Raw genomic sequence first — 16,596 nt, 5'->3', positions numbered from 1 at the left:
CAGCATCGTCACCGCGCCCCTGTCGACAAATCCGCTAGAATGGCCGATCACCGTTCCATGCGGTTTAAAATCCTTATATGCCTGTTGATGATGGGCGTCATCTTCCCTTGGGGGGCTTATACCAGCCCGCCTGTTGCCCATGCGCAGGCTCAAATATCCCAAACCGCGACAGATGGCGCGGGGCTGTTTGATGCCAAGGGCGCAGAGCTTTCCGCCCGCAAAACCTGCCGCACCGCCAATTTGCCCGGCTCGCCTTGCGGTCCGGACCCCGTATTGCCACAGGGGCAGGCCGCCCCGATGCCGCCGCAAGGGGCCAGCCCCAAACCGGACTCAACCAAACGACTGGCCCAAGGCCGCAGTCTTATACCCCCCCGTGCCCCGCCACGTTTGATCTGACAACCCGCTTGGCGCATCGCGCCGCCCTGTCAGATCATCAAGGATATCATTATGTTAACTCGACGCAGCTTTGCCGCCCTTGGCGCAATGGCGGGCCTTTCGGCCTGCATCCAAACTCCTGCACCTCAGGTGCAGGTCCCACCGCCCAAGCCGGTTTACCCGCCACTCCCCGCCTTTTACGGCGCAATTCATGACGAACCTTTCCCGATTCCGGCGGTTCCCGAAGGGGTCATAGACCCGAAACACTGGCGGCAAGAGGTGCAAAACCCCTGGCCCGCCTTGCCGCGCGGCACCATCATGATAGATCCAGACGCCGCCTTGCTGCATTTCATCGAAAGCCCGGATATGGCCATGCGCTATGGCGTCAGCGTGGGGGCGGCCGGCTTTGCATGGGATGGCCGTGCGCGTCTGCAATTCACCCGCAAATGGCCACGCTGGAATGTACCTGACGATATGGTCGCGCGGCGGCCTGACCTTGCCCCTTATTCTGTTGCGAATGGCGGCATGGATCCGGGCCCTAACAATCCACTGGGTGCCCGCGCGCTTTATCTGTTCCAGAACGGCATCGACACGCTCTACCGGATCCACGGCGATGCGAGTGCGGCCGAACTGGGCAAGGCTGTCTCCTCAGGGTGTATCCGCATGCTGAACCAAGACGCGATCGACCTTTACGATCGGTCCGTCCACGGCGCGCAGGTCACGGTCACGCCTTCGTTGCGGGCGGCAGGGCTAAAGGATCTCTATTGAATGCTCGCCCGCCCCCGCCGTCTCTCACCGCGCCATGGCGCTTGGGCCGTAGGGCGGGATGGGTTATTAACCCACCACCCGGCTGCTTTATGCGGCGCGGCGTTTTATCATCGCAATGCCTTCCTCGGCAAACACCCCATTGGCATAGGCCGTGGGGAAATCCAGCGCCACGGCCAGCGCGTGCAGCTCGATTTCCTCGCTTGGGTCTACAACCCCGTCTGCCTTGGCCACCGCAATCGCCGACCGCAGCACCAATTCCTTGCCCGTGTCGTTCAGCCCTGCGGACACCTCGGCCAAATAATCCGTGATGCTGCGCGTATCTTCGTGCGCGGCTTCCAATTCCGCCTCAATATCTGCGGGGTCAACCCCACGTTTCACAATATTGCCAAAGGCTTGGGCGATCTGCGCAACCTCGGCTGCATCAATGTCACCATCCGCGAGGGCCATTTTGAACATCACGCGTTTTGCGGCAACCGCAAAGGCGGCCTCGAATTTTTGCTGCGATGTAATGGGGTCAAAGTTCAATACTTGCTCGCTATAGGTCGCTTTGCAGGTTTTGCATTCAATATAATCGCCCAGCGTTGATGTCTGAAACAGCGGTATCCAATAAAGCGTGAACCAGCGTTTCACCGTCATCTTGCGATAATTGCGATGATCGCCGCAATCAGGGCAGTAAAAACGCCCCACAGCGGTTTCCGAAGGTCGGCCCTTAAAGCCCCAAACGATGAAAAACATAGTCTCTCCTACCCTTGCCAAGGTCAATTTTTACGGCTGCAACGCAATCATTGGTTGCGCGCTCACCCTGCCGCGTCATATGTCTGCGGGCCTTGTCGCGCAATCGCAGGATAAGACCTTAAGGCAAATTTGTGCTGTGTGCGGGTTAAAATCAGGTTAATAAAAATAATAATTTTGTTTATTTTTAATAGCTTAAACATATGTCCGCGCGCGAACATTCCCGCGGTCAATCGCCCCTTTCCCCGCGCGGCCTGATCGGCTATTTTTCCAATATTAAAACTTCGGAGGCCCCATGAAGCGCTACGAATATCAGGTCATTGCTGCCCCTAAAAAGGGCGAAAAAGCAAAGGCGGCCAAAACCACAGCTGATCGTTTTGCCCATGCTTTGACCGGTTTGATGAATAAAATGGGCGCTGACGGGTGGGAATATCTTCGCGCCGATACCTTGCCCTGTGACGAAAGGGTGGGCCTGACGGGCACCAAAACCCAGTTTCAAAATATGCTGGTTTTCCGCCGCGAAATGATCGCTGAAGCCGTCGAAATGCTGACGCCTCAGCCCGCAAAAAACGCCTATACGCAGATCCGGCGTGAACCCAAACTCTCGCCCATTCCTGCCGAATTGTTTGCCGATCCGGAACCCAGCGAGGTGGAACCGATGGAAGACCTTCCCGCCTCTGCCAAGCCCGCAAACGTTGCTGGCGATTGATCAGCCTTTCGCCGCTTTCAACGCGCGCGGCAGGGCTCCGGCAAACACTTTCAGCGCGGCCTCGTCCCCCAGACTGACCCGGATACAGCGGTCCATAGGGGGCACGCCGGGCATCCGGACAAACACACCCTCGGCCCCCAAGGCAGTCAAAACCCGCCGCGCGAACTTGCCGTCTTGGCCACAATCCAGACAGATGAAATTCGTAGCCGACGGCAAGGGCGCCAACCCGTTCGCCCGCGCCACGTCAGCAAAGGTCTCGCGTGCCGCAATCGCCTTTGCCTTGCCCGCCGCTAACCAGTCCTGATCGGCCAAGGCCGCGATAGCACCTGCTTGGGCAATCCGGCCTACTCCGAAATGGTTGCGAACCTTGTTAAATGCCTGCACTAATTCAGGTGCTGCAATCCCATAACCAACCCGCAGCCCCGCCATCCCATAGCCTTTCGAAAAGGTCCTGAACCGGATCACGCGCGGGTCACTCATCGCCACCACCGGCGCGCTGCCATCGGGGGCAAGTTCGATATAGGCCTCGTCCAAAATTAGCAAACACCCCGCAGGCACGCGCTCGATCATATCCTCAATCATGGCGGCCCCTAATTGGCTGCCCATAGGATTGTCCGGGTTGGCGAGATAGATCAGCTTTGCCCCGATCTCGGCCGCACGGGCAAGCAGTGCGTCAGAGTCCTCATAATCGCCTTTATAAGGCACTTTGTGCAAGACCCCGCCAAAGCCTGCAACATGGAAATTAAGCGTTGGATAAGCCCCGTCTGATGTTACAACTGCATCGCCGTCCCCGACAATCAGTCGCACAAGATAGCCCAACAAACCGTCAATCCCTTCGCCCACCACCACGTGATCAAGTGTGGTTCCGTGATGCTCTGCGATAGCTGTGCGCAGGTCATGCACCTCGGGGTCGCCGTACATCCACACGTCGCGCGCAGCCTTAGCCATCGCAGCGATGGCCAAGGGGCTGGGGCCGAACATATTTTCATTCGCGCCAAGACGGGCGGCAAAGGGATGGCCATTCGCGCGCTCTTGGGTTTCAGGCCCGACGAAAGGGACTGTTGCGGGCAACGAGGCGGCGAGGCGGGTGTATTGCGGCGTTTTCATAGGGGCGAGATAGCCAGAAATTCCCCCTTCGGGCAAGGGTTGTCCTGCGCGGTGAGGTTCCCATTTTTAGGGGGCACAGCATCAAGGAGAGCAGCGCATGAAACGAGGACTTACACGGCGGGGGTTTTTGGCCACAGCGGCCGCGGGGGTATCGGTGAAACTGTTGCCACAGATTGCGGTAAAGCTGGGTGGAAAGCGCATCGTCACACTGGTCTGGGACAAAAGCATCGGTGCAATGCGTATGATTGACCGGTTGGTGCCGTGAGGCCGATCAAGGGGGCAGGTGGCCCCCTTGACGATAACTTAGGTTAACCGACTTCGGCCAAACGCACCAACGCGGCCTTGATTTTGCTGATCTCATCTTCCCCCAAGACCAGTTTTTCGCGGGTTTCCTCGACCACCTCAGGTTTGGCGCTTTCCACAAACTTGGGGTTGTTCAAACGGCCCCTCAGGCCCCCCATGTCTTTTTCAAGCTTTTCCAAGGCCTTGGATAGGCGTGATTTTTCCTCATCCACATCGATCAATCCAGCCAGCGGAATGGCAAAAACCGCCCCTTCGGCAGCGACAGTTATCGCGCCTTTTGGGACTTCGCTGGCCGTGTTGGCCGTCTCAATGCGGGCCAGCCGGAAGATCAGCGTCTCATTCGCGGCAAAGGCCGCTTTGGCCGTATCATCAAGGCCGACCATCAGCAGATCAACCTTTAGCCCCGCAGGCACATGCATTTGAGCGCGGGCGGAACGAATGTCGTCGATCAGGCCTATCACCCAAGTCATTTCGCGCATCGCGGCATCGTCGACCAATTCGGCGGCGGTATAGGTTGGCCAATCGGTATGCGCCAGCATTTTGGGCCGGTCGGGCGCCATCGCCCACAGCTCTTCTGTGATGAAGGGCATGATGGGGTGCAGCAGGATAAGGCATTGATCCAGAACCCATTTCAGGGTTGCCTCTGTCTCGGCCTTGGCAGCGGCATCATCGCCTTGCAAGATCGGTTTCGAGAATTCAACAAACCAGTCGCAGACCTTGCCCCAGACAAAGGCGTAAAGCGCGTTGGCAGCATCGTTAAAGCGGTAGGTGGTCAGGGCGGCGTCGACCTCCTCTAGCACCTTGCCGGTTTCGCCGATGATCCATTTGTTCAAGGTATTCGTTGGGGTAGGGCGCGGGTTTTCGGCTTCGAATTTGATCTCGTAATGCTCGGCAAAGCTGAAGCTGTTCCACAGCTTGGTGCCAAAGTTACGATAGCCTTTGATCCGGTCTTCGGACAGTTTCAACACGCCGCCCAAGGCCGCCATCTGCGCCATGGTAAAGCGCAGCGCGTCTGCGCCGTATTCGTCAATAATGACCAGCGGGTCGATGACATTGCCACGGGTTTTCGACATCTTCTCGCCCTTCTCGTCGCGGACGAGTTGGTGGAGGTAGACGGTACCGAAGGGTTCCTTGCCCACGACAGCAAGCTGCATCATCATCATCCGGGCGACCCAGAAGAACAGGATATCCTGGCCGGTGACGAGGGTGTTGGTTGGGAAGTATTTGTTTAGTTCCAATGTGTTACTGGGCCATCCTAATGTGCCTATGGGCCAGAGGCCGGAGGAGAACCATGTGTCAAGCACGTCGGGGTCGCGGGTAAGCTGCTTGCCCAGTGCCATTGCTTGGGCTTCCGCTTCAGTGGGCGCGCAGTATTGGTTGCCATCTTCATCGAACCAAACCGGAATCTGATGCCCCCACCAAAGCTGGCGTGAAATGCACCATGGTTCGATATTCTCCAGCCAATGAAAATACACCTTCTCGCCGCTTTCCGGCATGATTTTGGTGCGCCCTTCGCGCACTGCATCCAGTGCGGGGCCGACGATTTTGGCGGTGTCGACGAACCATTGGTCGGTCAGCATCGGCTCAATAACCACGCCCGAACGGTCGCCAAAGGGCTGCATGATCGGCTTGTCCTCGACCACGGGGATAAGCTGTAAGTGTTCAGAATTGGTTTCCGGATCGATCGATTTGACCAGTTTGGTGACGGCCAATCCTTCGTGCGTGATGTCGGCGATCACGCGTTTGCGGGCCTCGAAACGGTCCAGCCCGCGGTATTCTTCGGGGACAAGGTTCATCGCGGCGATTTTGGCCTCGTCAAAGGATTCCGTACCGTTTGCAATGGCTTGGGCGGTCGCGGCCTCGTCTGCGTAAGGGCGGCCATCGGCGCGCATCGCACCCTTGGTATCCATCAAGGAATACATCGGGATGTTGTTGCGCTTGGCGACTTGGTAGTCGTTGAAGTCATGCGCACCAGTGATTTTCACGGCACCCGAGCCGAAGTTTTTATCGGGATATTCATCGGTAATGATCGGGATCAGGCGGCGTTGCGCCTTGGGTCCAACCGGAATTTCGCATAGTTTTCCGATGATTGAGGCGTAACGCTCATCCGATGGATGAACAGCAACCGCGCCATCGCCCAGCATGGTTTCAGGGCGCGTGGTGGCGATGGAAATGTAATCGCGGGTTTCGCGCAGGGTGACATTGCCGTCTTCATCCCGCTCGACATATTCATAGGTCTCGCCACCCGCCAACGGGTATTTGAAGTGCCACATATGGCCCGCAACCTCAATATTCTCGACCTCGAGATCGGAAATAGCAGTTTCAAAATGCGGGTCCCAGTTGACCAAACGCTTGCCGCGATAGATCTGGCCCTTGTTATACATTTCCACGAAAACCTTGATCACGGCATCGTGGAAACCTGCGTCCATCGTAAAGGCGTTGCGGTCCCAATCACAGGACGCGCCCAATCTTTTCAATTGGTTGATGATGGTGCCGCCGGATTCTTCTTTCCATTCCCATACTTTTTCCAGAAAGGCGGGGCGGCCCATATCAGTGCGCTTTGGCAGGCCTGCGGCGGCCATTTGGCGTTCGACCACCAGCTGCGTTGCGATGCCTGCGTGGTCCTGGCCCGGTTGCCAAAGGGTGTCAAAGCCCTGCATGCGTTTCCAGCGGATCAGGATGTCCTGAATGGTGTTGTTGAACGCGTGGCCGACATGCAAAGAGCCGGTCACGTTGGGCGGTGGGATCATGATGCAGAACGTCTCATCCCGGCTGGCATTTGCGCCAGCGCGAAAGGCGCCTATTGCTTCCCATTTTGCGGAAATGCGGGCTTCGGCCTCGGCTGCGTTGAAGGTTTTTTCCATCGGCATTGTGTGATCCCCTGATGTCTTGTCGGGGGTTTTAACTTGCTTGGCCGAGGAGGGAAAGCGGCAGTTTGGCCCGTATTTTTTCCGTCCTACATCCGTACAGCATCCGTACATACGTTTGTACATCTGTTTTGGCACGCAAGGCCTAGGCCGTACGGTCGATTTTGGTCGAAAGATGGATCAGGCTTTCAGACGAACGCACACCAGGAAGCGCGCCGATGTCATCAAGCCGTTGGTCCAAAATCTGGGTGGAAGGGGCTACGATTTGCAAGAGGAGGTCAAAACGACCCGAGGTGGTGACGACACGTTCGACCTCGGGGATGGTTTTGAGGCGGGAGAGGCAGGCGGCTTGGGTGCGCGGCTCGATCGACAAAAGCACCGAGGCGCGGAGGCGGTCTTGGCGGCCAGCAGCGCCAAGTTTGACTGTGTAGCCTGCGATGGTGCCATTGCTTTCCAACCGTTCCAGCCGCGACTGCATGGTCGAGCGCGCGAGTTTCAGCCTGCGTGCCAAGGTGGCAACCGACATGCGGGCGTCGGTGCCCAGCAAGGTGAGGATTTTCTGATCGAGGTCATCCATGACATATGCCCATTCTTTTCGTCATAATAACGAAAATTATGGGCATATCCACCATTTCTTTCGGTGAAATTGGTGTGTTTGTCGGGCACACTTGGGGCTGGAACATTGCAACGCACTGTTTGCGTTTGGAAAAGGGGTTTGGTGATGGGGCAGACGAAAGTGATCTTGGGCAATCCTGTTGACTATCTGACCAGCCTGTCCCCCGAAAATCCGGTGTTGTTCTTTGCGCCGCACGCGTTGCAGGCAAAAGCGGCGGTGTTTATTGGCGGTTTCCCCGGGCTTGTGACCTATGCGGTCAAGGCCAATCCGGCAGATGCTGTGATTGAAAACCTTGCGGCGGCGGGGGTGCGCGGGTTTGATGTGGCCTCGCCGTTCGAGATGCGGTTGATCCGGCGGTTGGTGCCGGACGCTGCGCTGCATTACAACAATCCGGTACGGTCGGTAGCGGAAATTGCGGTGGCGGTGGATTTGGGTGTTGTATCCTATTCCGTTGATTCTATGTCGGAATTAAACAAACTGATTGCTGGGGTGCCTGCATCGGGTGTTGAGATTTCGGTGCGGTTCAAACTGCCTGTGGGCGGGGCTGCCTATAATTTTGGGGCCAAGTTTGGGGCGACGTCGGAATTGGCTGTGACCTTGTTGCGCAAGGTTGCGGAGGCGGGGTTTGTGCCGTCTTTGACCTTTCACGCCGGTACGCAATGCGGCGAACCGCGTGCTTGGGCGTCCTATATCCATGAGGCGGCGCGGATTGCGCGGTCGGCGGGTGTGACGATCGCGCGGCTGAACGTGGGCGGCGGGTTTCCGAGCCAGCGGTCAAAGGCTGTGACGCCCGATTTGCAAGCGATTTTCGGGGTGATTGAGACTGTGACGACCGAAGCTTTTGGTGCGGAGCGTCCGGCCTTGGTGTGTGAGCCGGGGCGGGCGCTGTGTGCCGACGGGTTTTGTGTGGCGACACAGGTAAAGGCCGTGCGCGATGGGGCGCATGTGTTTTTGAACGATGGAATTTATGGCACGCTGACCGAATTCGCATCGGTCGGTGCGACGGACTGTGTGCAGGTGATATCGCCTTTGGGTGAGGCGCGGGTGGGGGCGCAAGTTGCGCGGCCTGTGTTTGGCCCGACCTGCGATTCCATTGACAGTTTACCGGACGGAATGCCGCTGCCGGACGATTTGGCCGAGGGCGATTATGTGCTGTTTCACGGCATGGGGGCCTATACCACGGTTACCAACACGCGGTTTAATGGCTATGGCGACGTGAGTGTCGTGACGGTTTTGTCCCTTATGTCCTGATAATTACGCGCCCTGCCGCTGGACAAACCCTACGCTGGGGTTAGTGTTTGCCCAAGCGGTTTCAGGGGGCGAATGATGCAGAAATTTGGCAAGGCGCAAGGTGTTGGACGGGTTGAAGACGTAAGGTTTTTGACCGGAACTGCGCGCTATGTCGATGATATTGCGCCTGAAAATGCGCTTTTTGCGATATTTTTACGCTCACCTGTGGCCCATGCCGTGATTGACGATTTGGGTGTATCCGAGGCAGAGGCCATGCCCGGGGTCCGATTGGTGCTGACAGCCGCGCGGTTAGAGGCGGCAGGTGTTACGCTGGGGATGAAGGGTGTGGCGGTGGCCAATCATGACGGGTCGCGGGGTGCCATGCCCGAACGGCCTGTGCTGGCGCGGGGCAGGTTGCGCTATGTTGGCGAACCCGTTGCGATGATTGTTGCCGACAGCTTGGATGCGGCGCGGGATGCGGCCGAAGTGATCGGGTTGGACTATTCAGATCTGGACCCCAAGCTGGATTTGGCGATGGGTGGCCCAATGGTGCACCCTGAGGCACCACAAAACTGCGCCTATGATTGGGCGATGGGGGATCAGGGCGCGGTTGAGGCGGCGCTGGCGGGATCGGCGCATCGGGTGGCCTTTGAGGTGGTGCATAACCGCGTGATTGTGAACGCGATGGAGCCGCGCGTGGCCTTTGCCGAATGGGACGCGGGGCGGCTGCATCTGTGTTTCAGCGGGCAAGGCGTTTGGGTGCAAAAGGGCGAGCTGGCCCGCATGTTGCATTTGGACCCTGCAGATGTGCGCGTGACCAACCCCGATGTTGGTGGCGGGTTTGGGATGAAGGCGATGACCTATCCCGAATACACCTGCCTTGCGGCGGCGGCGCGGATGCTGGGCCAACCCGTGCGCTGGGTGTCGGAACGGACCGAAGGTATGCTGTCGGACAATGGGGCCCGCGATTTGGTGGTGCGCACGGAGTTGGGGTTTGATGCCGACCACCGGATAACGGCCTACCGCGCCGATGTTGTGTCGAATATGGGGGCCTATAATTCGCAGTTCGGGCAGGCGATTCAATCAGAGCTGTTTTCCAAGGTGTTTACGGGATGCTATGACATTCAGACCGCTGTTCTGACCGCGCAGGGGATTTATACCCATACCACGCCGATAGATGCCTATCGCGGCGCAGGGCGGCCCGAGGCGATTATGACCATTGAATGCGCGATGGACAATGCTGCGCGGGTGTTGGGCGTTGATCCGTTCACCTTGCGCGCGCGGAATTTTATACAGGCCTTTCCGTATAAGATGGTCAATGGTTTGACGATTGATGTTGGTGATTTCAATCATGTTTTGAGTAGGTTGCAGTATGAAGCTAATGTGGATGGCTTTGCCGCACGGCAGGCGGGTTCGGCCCAAAAAGGGCTGATCCGCGGCATGGGGATCGCGACCTATATCGAGAGCATTCTGGGCAGCCCGACAGAGACTGCGCATGTGGTTTATGAAGGGGACGGCACGGTCACGCTGTATGTTGGCACGCAAAGCAACGGGCAAGGGCATGAGACCGTGTTCACGACCATGCTGGCCGAACAGACGGGCATTGACGCGGGGCTGATCCGCGTGGTGCAAGGCGATAGCGACCGGATTGCATCGGGTGGCGGGACGGGTGGGTCGCGGTCGGTGACGGTGCAAGGTACGGCGATCCGTGCTGTGGTGGGGGCGATGATCCCCGCCTTTGCCGCGTTTTTACAAGCCGAGTTGGGTGACGGTGTTGCCTATAGTGACGGGCGTTTTGGCGCGCCGGGGTCGAACCTGCGGTTGACGCTGATTGAGGCGGCAGATCGGGCGCGGGCGGCAGGGCGCGAGGATTTGTTGTCGCATAGCCAGACTATTACGTTGCAGGCGGGCAGCTTTCCCAATGGGGCGCATTTGGCCGAGGTGGAGGTGGACCCCGAGACAGGGCATGTGCGGCTTGACCGCTATGTCGTGGTGGATGATTTCGGCACTATGATCAACGAGGCGCTGGTGGAAGGGCAAGTGCATGGCGGGATTGCGCAAGGGTTCGGGCAGGCCGTGATGGAAAACGCGGGCTTTGACGCGCAGGGCCAACTGCTCACAGCAAGTTTTATGGACTATGCGATGCCGCGTGCCCAAGATTTACCGATGTTCAAGTTTGTGACTGCCCCTGTGCCATCGACGACCAATCCTTTGGGGATGAAAGGCTGCGGCGAGGCGGGGACTGTCGGGTCGCTGGGGGCCATTTCCAACGCGGTGTCGGATGCGATGGCGCAGCGCGGTGTGATGCGCGTTGAGATGCCGTTTACCCCTTTGCGTGTATGGTCATGGCTGCATGACGCTTCTGAAAAGGGGGCCGCAGCTGTCACTGTTTAACCGCCTTCGCTCTTGGCTGCGGCCTACGCCTACGGTTTTGACCGAAGGGCATGGGGCCGATAGCCATGCGGCCCGTGGAACGGTTGATCACATCATCATTCTGGATGGGACGATGTCGTCGTTGGATGCGGGCTATGAAAGCAACGCGGGGCTGGTGTTCAAGCTGCTGGCCGAGGCGGGGCCAAGCGCGCGGCGCAGGCTGTATTATGAACCCGGTGTGCAATGGGTTGATTGGGGCCAGCTTGCCGATGTGGCGCAAGGGCGCGGGATTAACCGGCAAATCCGGCGGGCTTATGGCTTTTTGGCCAGTCATTACGAGGTCGGGGACCGGATTTTCCTGTTGGGCTATTCGCGCGGGGCCTATGCTGTGCGGTCGCTTGCGGGTGCTATTGACCAAGTCGGGCTGCTCAAGCGCGATTGTGCCACGGAACGCAATGTGCAGCTGGCGTATCGGCATTATCAACTGGACCCGCAAAGCCATGCCGCACAGGCGTTTGCGCGGGAATTTTGCCATGACAGCGTGCCGATCGAAATGGTCGGCGTTTGGGATACGGTCAAGGCGCTGGGGATGCGTTTGCCGTTTTTGTGGATGCTGACGGAACATGAACACGCCTTTCACAACCATGCGCTTGGCCATTCGATCAAGCACGGGTTTCACGCCTTGGCGCTGAATGAGACGCGGGTGGTGTTTGACCCTGTGCTGTGGACCTGCCCGCCGAATTGGGCAGGGAATGTCGAACAGGTTTGGTTCAGGGGCGCGCATGCCGATATCGGCGGACAGATTGGCAGTTTCCAAAAGGCGCGGCCTTTGTCGAATATTCCGCTTGTGTGGATGCTGGAACGGATGGAGGCCTGTGAGACGGTTTTGCCGAAGGGATGGCGAGAGCGGTTTCCTTGTGACGCCAAAGCGCCGATGGTTGGCACGTGGCGGGGCTTTGGCGCGGTGTTTTTGCTGCGCAAACGGCGGCATGTGGGGCGCGACCCGTCGGAACATTTTCACCCAAGCGTGCTTGCGGGGCGGTCGCGATGGGAGCTTGGGCCCAAAATTGCGCCGGGGCATTTGCGCCAGCCCTAAGGTGGCGCGCGTTTCGGTTTAGGGCGTGCCGCAGGGACGTTGTGGCCGGTATGTGTTGGGGCTAACCGGCCAATATAATGCAGGTGGTGCTGCCTGTGGCGTAAAGTTTGCCATCTGATTTGCCCTTGATCGTGGCTTGCGCGGTGGCGGTTGTCCGGCCTGCATGATCGACGATGCCTTCGACGACAACATCGACATCAAGTGGCAAGGCGCGGGTCAGATTTACCTTATATTCCAAGGTTGTATACCACTTTCCCTTTGGCACGGTGGTCATCACGGCACAGCCCAAAGCACTGTCAAGCATGGCACCGTACCAGCCGCCATGCACCGTGCCGACCGGATTGGTGTGGGGAAACTGCGGCGTGGCGTGAAAGACAACGCGGCCCAGTTCGACGTGGGCCAACCGTCCGTTCATCAAACCGACCAGCGCGCCATGCGGTTGGGTGCCATTGAGCGCGGCTTGCATAAACTCTAGCCCCGACATGGACAGCAAATGGTCGCGGGTCGGTATGTCCTGAGGGCCCTGCGGATAAAATGGGGGCAATGCGCGCTCCTGTGGTTGGCTTGTACCGCAGGTTAGGGGGATGTTCATTGCGATGTCGAGTGGCCTTGTTCTTGGGACCGGATTTGCGCCAAGATGGGGCGAGCCAATGAGGAAGACGCCGATGCGCAATGCGACCCTTGCCGCCACTCAATTTGCCTGTAGCTGGGATTTGCCCGCGAATGCCGACAAGGCCGAAGCCTTGGTGCGCGACGCGGCGGGGCAAGGGGCGCAGGTGATCTTGATCCAAGAACTGTTTGCGACGCCTTATTTTTGCATCACGCAGCGGCCCGAATATTTCAAACTGGCGCTGCCGATGCAGGGGCATCCGCTGATTGCCCGTTTTGCCGATTTGGCGCGCGAATTGGGCGTGGTTTTGCCGCTGTCGTATTTTGAGGCGGCGGGTCAGGCGTATTTTAATTCCGTGGCGATGATTGATGCCGATGGGCGGGTGCTGGGGAATTACCGCAAAAGCCATATTCCGCAGGGGCCGGGGTATGAGGAGAAGTATTATTTCAGCCCTGGTGACACAGGATTTCGGGTTTGGGACACGGCGTTCGGGCGGATTGGCGTGGAGATTTGCTGGGACCAATGGTTTGCCGAGGCGGCGCGGTCGATGGTGCTGCAAGGGGCGGAGATGTTGCTGTACCCAACGGCCATCGGGTCCGAGCCACCAAACCCCGATTACGACAGCCAGCCCCATTGGGAAATGGTCATGCGGGGGCATGCGGCGGCGAATATTGTGCCGGTGCTGGCATCAAACCGGATTGGCCGCGAGGTGGCCCCCGAGGGGCGGGATGTGACGTTTTATGGGTCGTCGTTTATCTCTGACCACACAGGGCAACTGTTGGCCAAAGCGGGGAGGGATGCGGAGGAGGTTGTTTTGGCCACTGTCGATATGGACGCTGTGGCAGAGTTGCGCCGCACCTGGGGCATTTTCCGGGACCGCAGGCCCGCGCTGTATTCGGCGCTGAACGGAATGGACGGGACATAAAAAAACGGCGGCCCCAAGGGCCGCCGTTTTTGTTTCGGATCAGCGCTTTTCCACCGGAACATAGTCGCGATGGGCCTCGCCGATATAAAGCTGGCGCGGGCGGCCGATTTTCTGGGTCGGGTCGCCGATCATTTCGCGCCACTGCGAGATCCAGCCCACCGTGCGCGACAAGGCAAAGATTGGCGTGAACATCGAGGTCGGGAAGCCCATCGCATCCAAAATGATGCCGGAATAGAAATCGACGTTTGGATAGAGCTTTTTCGAGATGAAATAATCATCCTCCAAAGCGATGCGTTCCAATTCTTTGGCGACTTGCAGGGTTGGATTGTTGTGGATGCCCATCAACTCCAACACTTCGTCGGCACTTTCCTTCATCACGGTCGCGCGCGGGTCAAAGTTTTTATAGACGCGGTGGCCAAAGCCCATCAGGCGGAAGGGGTCATCCTTGTCCTTGGCGCGGGCGATGTATTCGGGGATACGGTCGACAGTGCCAATTTCGCGCAGCATTTCAAGACAAGCCTGATTGGCGCCGCCATGGGCAGGGCCCCAAAGGCAGGCGATGCCAGCGGCGATACAAGCAAAGGGGTTCGCGCCCGAAGAGCCAGCCAGTCGCACGGTCGAGGTGGAGGCGTTTTGTTCGTGGTCGGCATGCAGCATCATGATCCGGTCCATCGCCTTGGACAGGATCGGGTTCACCTGATATTCCTCACAGGGAACGGCAAAGCACATGTGCAAGAAGTTCGACGCGTAATCCAATGAATTCTTTGGATAAACAAAGGGCTGACCAACCGAGTATTTATAGGCCATCGCCGCAATCGTCGGCAGCTTGGCGATCATGCGGATGGCGGCGACTTCACGCTGCCACGGGTCGTTGATGTCAAGGCTGTCATGGTAAAACGCCGACATCGCACCGACCACACCCACCATTGTAGCCATTGGGTGGCTGTCACGGCGGAACCCGCGGAAGAAGTTGTGCATCTGTTCATGCACCATCGTATGATTGGTGACGCGCTGTTCAAAGTCGATCATCTCGGCCTTGTTTGGCAGCTCGCCGAACAGCAAGAGGTAACACACTTCAAGGAAATGCGAGTCCTGCGCCAGCTGGTCAATCGGGTAGCCACGGTGCAAAAGTTCGCCCTTGTCACCGTCGATATAGGTGATGGCACTTTCGCAAGCTGCGGTTGAGGTAAAGCCGGGATCATAGGTGAACATGTCGGACTGGGCATAAAGCTTGCCGATATCAACGACATCCGGCCCAAGGGTCGGGCTGTAGATCGGTAGGTCGATCGTTTTGTCGCCAACTTTAAGCTGAGCCGTTCCGGTCGATTTTGGCATGATTCATCCCTCTTGCGGTTGAGACCCGCCGCTGGATGCGTGGGCCTTGACTATGTAATCCCTTGCGGGGTCGGGTCCCGACAGGAGAGGGCCAAAAATTACGCGGCCGCGTCTTCCAGTCGGGCGATCGTCTCAGTCTGACCCAAAACCAGCATCATATCATACACACTGGGGGTCGCCGTGCGGCCAGCCAAGGCGGCGCGCAAAGGGGCTGCCAGTTTTCCAAAACCGATGCCGTGGGTCGCGGCCACTTCGGTCAAAACAGGCTCCAGCATTTCTTTGGTCCACGTAACATTTTGCAGGCGCGGCGTCAATTCTTTCAGTATACCACGGGATACCGCGTCTAGTGATTTTGCCGAAGCCTCATCAGGTTCAACGGGGCGGGCATTCAGCGCAAATTCTGCTTTTTCAATAAGATCGGGGAATTTCTTTGCACGATCTTTGAGGCAGTACATGGCGCGTGACATCCTGTCACGTTGGGGGGCAGTTAGTGGTGTTGCGCCTGCGGCGGCCAAATATGCCTCTAATTCATGCAGCAGTGCAGCATCGTCACTGGCGGCGATATGCTGACCACATAGGTTTTCCAGTTTTTTGAAATCAAGCCGCGCAGGGGCGCGACCGATTCCTTCAAGATTGAACCACTCTTTTGCCTGCTGAGTCGTAAAGAATTCGTCATCACCATGGGCCCAACCCAGCCGCGTCAGGTAATTTCGCATGCCCGCGGCGGGGTAGCCCATGACCTGATATTCCTCGACCCCAGTGGCACCGTGGCGTTTGGACAGTTTCTTGCCATCGGGACCAAAAATCAGCGGGATATGGGCCCAAACCGGAATGTCCCAGCCCATCGCCTGATAGACCATGGTTTGACGGGCGGCGTTTTGAAGATGGTCATCGCCGCGGATCACATGGGTGATGCCCATATCATGGTCATCAACGACCACGGCCAGCATATAGGTTGGCGTGCCGTCCGAGCGCAGCACGATCATGTCATCGAGCAGGTCGTTGCGGAAGGTGACGGTGCCTTGAACGGCATCTTCAATCACCGTTTCGCCGGTTTGCGGGGCCTTCATGCGGATCACATAGGGCGCGTCGGGGTAGGTCGCGGGGTCGGCATCGCGCCACGGACTGCGGTAGAGGGTGGAGCGTTTTTCCTCGGTCGCGGCTTGACGGAAGGCCTCGATTTCTTCTTGGCTGGCAAAGCACTTATAGGCGGCACCACGGGCCAGCATTTCATGGGCGACCTCGGCATGGCGGTCTTTTTGGTCAAACTGGCTGACAGCCTCGCCGTCCCAATCCAGACCCAGCCATGTCATGCCCTTGATGATCGCGGCAGTGGCCTCGGGGGTGGACCGTTCACGGTCGGTGTCCTCGATCCGCAACAGGAATTTGCCGCCGTGACCACGGGCAAACAGCCAGTTGAACAAGGCGGTTCTGGCCGTTCCGATGTGCATATAGCCCGTGGGCGAGGGCGCGATACGGGTGATGACGGGGCGGTCCGTGGGCATGAGGAATTAACCTTTCAGAAACCAAGAGTGCGGTAGGGTCGCGCC

The 16,596-nt window shown here is 58.2% G+C and carries 15 protein-coding genes; 8 read left to right on the top strand and 7 right to left on the bottom strand.

Features of this window, described 5'->3' with window-relative positions:
* The first annotated feature begins 57 nt into the window (after positions 1–57).
* Both G560_RS0108395 and G560_RS0108390 read left to right on the top strand, forming a co-directional pair.
* The gene (locus tag G560_RS0108395; protein WP_155947198.1) at positions 58–396 is read left to right on the top strand and encodes a hypothetical protein; all 339 of its coding nucleotides are present in this window, start codon (positions 58–60) and stop codon (positions 394–396) included.
* 51 nt (positions 397–447) lie between these two features.
* Positions 448–1,143, top strand: a complete 696-nt coding sequence (locus G560_RS0108390) for a L,D-transpeptidase (protein ID WP_022703874.1) — start codon at positions 448–450, stop codon at positions 1,141–1,143.
* An 87-nt stretch (positions 1,144–1,230) separates the two neighbouring features.
* Here G560_RS0108390 and G560_RS0108385 read toward each other — a convergent pair whose 3' ends face one another.
* A complete protein-coding gene (locus G560_RS0108385) occupies positions 1,231–1,878 on the bottom strand; it encodes a TerB family tellurite resistance protein (RefSeq protein ID WP_022703873.1) in 648 nt (215 codons plus the stop codon).
* 292 nt (positions 1,879–2,170) lie between these two features.
* Here G560_RS0108385 and G560_RS18835 point away from each other — a divergent pair, with 292 nt between their 5' ends.
* Positions 2,171–2,584 (top strand): hypothetical protein, encoded by a 414-nt coding sequence (locus tag G560_RS18835; RefSeq protein WP_022703871.1) that lies wholly within the window; start codon positions 2,171–2,173, stop codon positions 2,582–2,584.
* Here the strand turns inward: G560_RS18835 and G560_RS0108365 are convergent, their stop codons facing one another.
* Positions 2,585–3,691, bottom strand: coding sequence for a pyridoxal phosphate-dependent aminotransferase (locus G560_RS0108365; protein WP_022703870.1), 1,107 nt, complete (start codon positions 3,689–3,691; stop codon positions 2,585–2,587).
* Positions 3,692–3,788: 97 nt separating this feature from the next.
* Between G560_RS0108365 and G560_RS0108360 the strand changes: the two genes are divergently transcribed.
* Positions 3,789–3,956: a twin-arginine translocation signal domain-containing protein gene (locus G560_RS0108360; protein WP_022703869.1), complete on the top strand. Its 168-nt coding sequence runs from the start codon at positions 3,789–3,791 to the stop codon at positions 3,954–3,956.
* Between the two features lie 43 nt (positions 3,957–3,999).
* Here G560_RS0108360 and G560_RS0108355 read toward each other — a convergent pair whose 3' ends face one another.
* Positions 4,000–6,864, bottom strand: a complete 2,865-nt coding sequence (locus G560_RS0108355; RefSeq protein WP_022703868.1) for a valine--tRNA ligase — start codon at positions 6,862–6,864, stop codon at positions 4,000–4,002.
* Positions 6,865–7,006: 142 nt separating this feature from the next.
* Positions 7,007–7,438, bottom strand: coding sequence for an Lrp/AsnC family transcriptional regulator (locus G560_RS0108350; protein WP_022703867.1), 432 nt, complete (start codon positions 7,436–7,438; stop codon positions 7,007–7,009).
* A 144-nt stretch (positions 7,439–7,582) separates the two neighbouring features.
* Between G560_RS0108350 and G560_RS0108345 the strand changes: the two genes are divergently transcribed.
* The 3 genes from G560_RS0108345 to G560_RS0108335 all read left to right on the top strand — a co-directional run bounded on the left by G560_RS0108345 (position 7,583) and on the right by G560_RS0108335 (position 12,176).
* Complete coding sequence (locus G560_RS0108345; RefSeq protein WP_022703866.1) at positions 7,583–8,728, top strand: type III PLP-dependent enzyme; 1,146 nt, start codon at positions 7,583–7,585, stop codon at positions 8,726–8,728.
* A gap of 75 nt (positions 8,729–8,803) precedes the next feature.
* The gene (locus G560_RS0108340; protein ID WP_028913877.1) at positions 8,804–11,101 is read left to right on the top strand and encodes a xanthine dehydrogenase family protein molybdopterin-binding subunit; all 2,298 of its coding nucleotides are present in this window, start codon (positions 8,804–8,806) and stop codon (positions 11,099–11,101) included.
* Positions 11,061–12,176 carry a DUF2235 domain-containing protein gene (locus G560_RS0108335; RefSeq protein ID WP_050525303.1) on the top strand — a complete coding sequence of 372 codons (1,116 nt, stop codon included), beginning with the start codon at positions 11,061–11,063 and terminating at the stop codon, positions 12,174–12,176. The genes G560_RS0108340 and G560_RS0108335 overlap by 41 nt, the downstream gene beginning before the upstream one ends.
* 61 nt (positions 12,177–12,237) lie before the next feature.
* Here G560_RS0108335 and G560_RS0108330 read toward each other — a convergent pair whose 3' ends face one another.
* A complete protein-coding gene (locus G560_RS0108330; RefSeq protein ID WP_050525309.1) occupies positions 12,238–12,660 on the bottom strand; it encodes a PaaI family thioesterase in 423 nt (140 codons plus the stop codon).
* A gap of 166 nt (positions 12,661–12,826) precedes the next feature.
* Here G560_RS0108330 and aguB point away from each other — a divergent pair, with 166 nt between their 5' ends.
* Positions 12,827–13,711, top strand: a complete 885-nt coding sequence (gene aguB / locus G560_RS0108325) for an N-carbamoylputrescine amidase (RefSeq protein ID WP_231575928.1) — start codon at positions 12,827–12,829, stop codon at positions 13,709–13,711.
* Between the two features lie 39 nt (positions 13,712–13,750).
* Here aguB and gltA read toward each other — a convergent pair whose 3' ends face one another.
* Both gltA and gltX read right to left on the bottom strand, forming a co-directional pair.
* Positions 13,751–15,046, bottom strand: a complete 1,296-nt coding sequence (gene gltA, locus G560_RS0108320; protein ID WP_022703861.1) for a citrate synthase — start codon at positions 15,044–15,046, stop codon at positions 13,751–13,753.
* 98 nt (positions 15,047–15,144) lie between these two features.
* Positions 15,145–16,551 (bottom strand): glutamate--tRNA ligase, encoded by a 1,407-nt coding sequence (gltX, locus tag G560_RS0108315; RefSeq protein WP_022703860.1) that lies wholly within the window; start codon positions 16,549–16,551, stop codon positions 15,145–15,147.
* Positions 16,552–16,596: the final 45 nt, after the last annotated feature.

The organism is Pseudorhodobacter ferrugineus DSM 5888, from assembly GCF_000420745.1.
GTDB lineage: Bacteria > Pseudomonadota > Alphaproteobacteria > Rhodobacterales > Rhodobacteraceae > Pseudorhodobacter > Pseudorhodobacter ferrugineus.
Note: the sequence above shows the minus strand (reverse complement) of the source record. Positions and strands in the feature narration are given on the sequence as shown.

Bases quoted from the DNA above. Each gene is read 5' to 3' on its own strand.
- G560_RS0108395 (WP_155947198.1), top strand. From the start codon at position 58: ATGCGGTTTAAAATCCTTATATGCCTGTTGATGATGGGCGTCATCTTC.
- G560_RS0108390 (WP_022703874.1), top strand. From the start codon at position 448: ATGTTAACTCGACGCAGCTTTGCCGCCCTTGGCGCAATGGCGGGCCTT.
- G560_RS0108385 (WP_022703873.1), bottom strand. From the start codon at position 1,878: ATGTTTTTCATCGTTTGGGGCTTTAAGGGCCGACCTTCGGAAACCGCT.
- G560_RS18835 (WP_022703871.1), top strand. From the start codon at position 2,171: ATGAAGCGCTACGAATATCAGGTCATTGCTGCCCCTAAAAAGGGCGAA.
- G560_RS0108365 (WP_022703870.1), bottom strand. From the start codon at position 3,691: ATGAAAACGCCGCAATACACCCGCCTCGCCGCCTCGTTGCCCGCAACA.
- G560_RS0108360 (WP_022703869.1), top strand. From the start codon at position 3,789: ATGAAACGAGGACTTACACGGCGGGGGTTTTTGGCCACAGCGGCCGCG.
- G560_RS0108355 (WP_022703868.1), bottom strand. From the start codon at position 6,864: ATGCCGATGGAAAAAACCTTCAACGCAGCCGAGGCCGAAGCCCGCATT.
- G560_RS0108350 (WP_022703867.1), bottom strand. From the start codon at position 7,438: ATGGATGACCTCGATCAGAAAATCCTCACCTTGCTGGGCACCGACGCC.
- G560_RS0108345 (WP_022703866.1), top strand. From the start codon at position 7,583: ATGGGGCAGACGAAAGTGATCTTGGGCAATCCTGTTGACTATCTGACC.
- G560_RS0108340 (WP_028913877.1), top strand. From the start codon at position 8,804: ATGCAGAAATTTGGCAAGGCGCAAGGTGTTGGACGGGTTGAAGACGTA.
- G560_RS0108335 (WP_050525303.1), top strand. From the start codon at position 11,061: ATGACGCTTCTGAAAAGGGGGCCGCAGCTGTCACTGTTTAACCGCCTT.
- G560_RS0108330 (WP_050525309.1), bottom strand. From the start codon at position 12,660: ATGTCGGGGCTAGAGTTTATGCAAGCCGCGCTCAATGGCACCCAACCG.
- aguB (WP_231575928.1), top strand. From the start codon at position 12,827: ATGAGGAAGACGCCGATGCGCAATGCGACCCTTGCCGCCACTCAATTT.
- gltA (WP_022703861.1), bottom strand. From the start codon at position 15,046: ATGCCAAAATCGACCGGAACGGCTCAGCTTAAAGTTGGCGACAAAACG.
- gltX (WP_022703860.1), bottom strand. From the start codon at position 16,551: ATGCCCACGGACCGCCCCGTCATCACCCGTATCGCGCCCTCGCCCACG.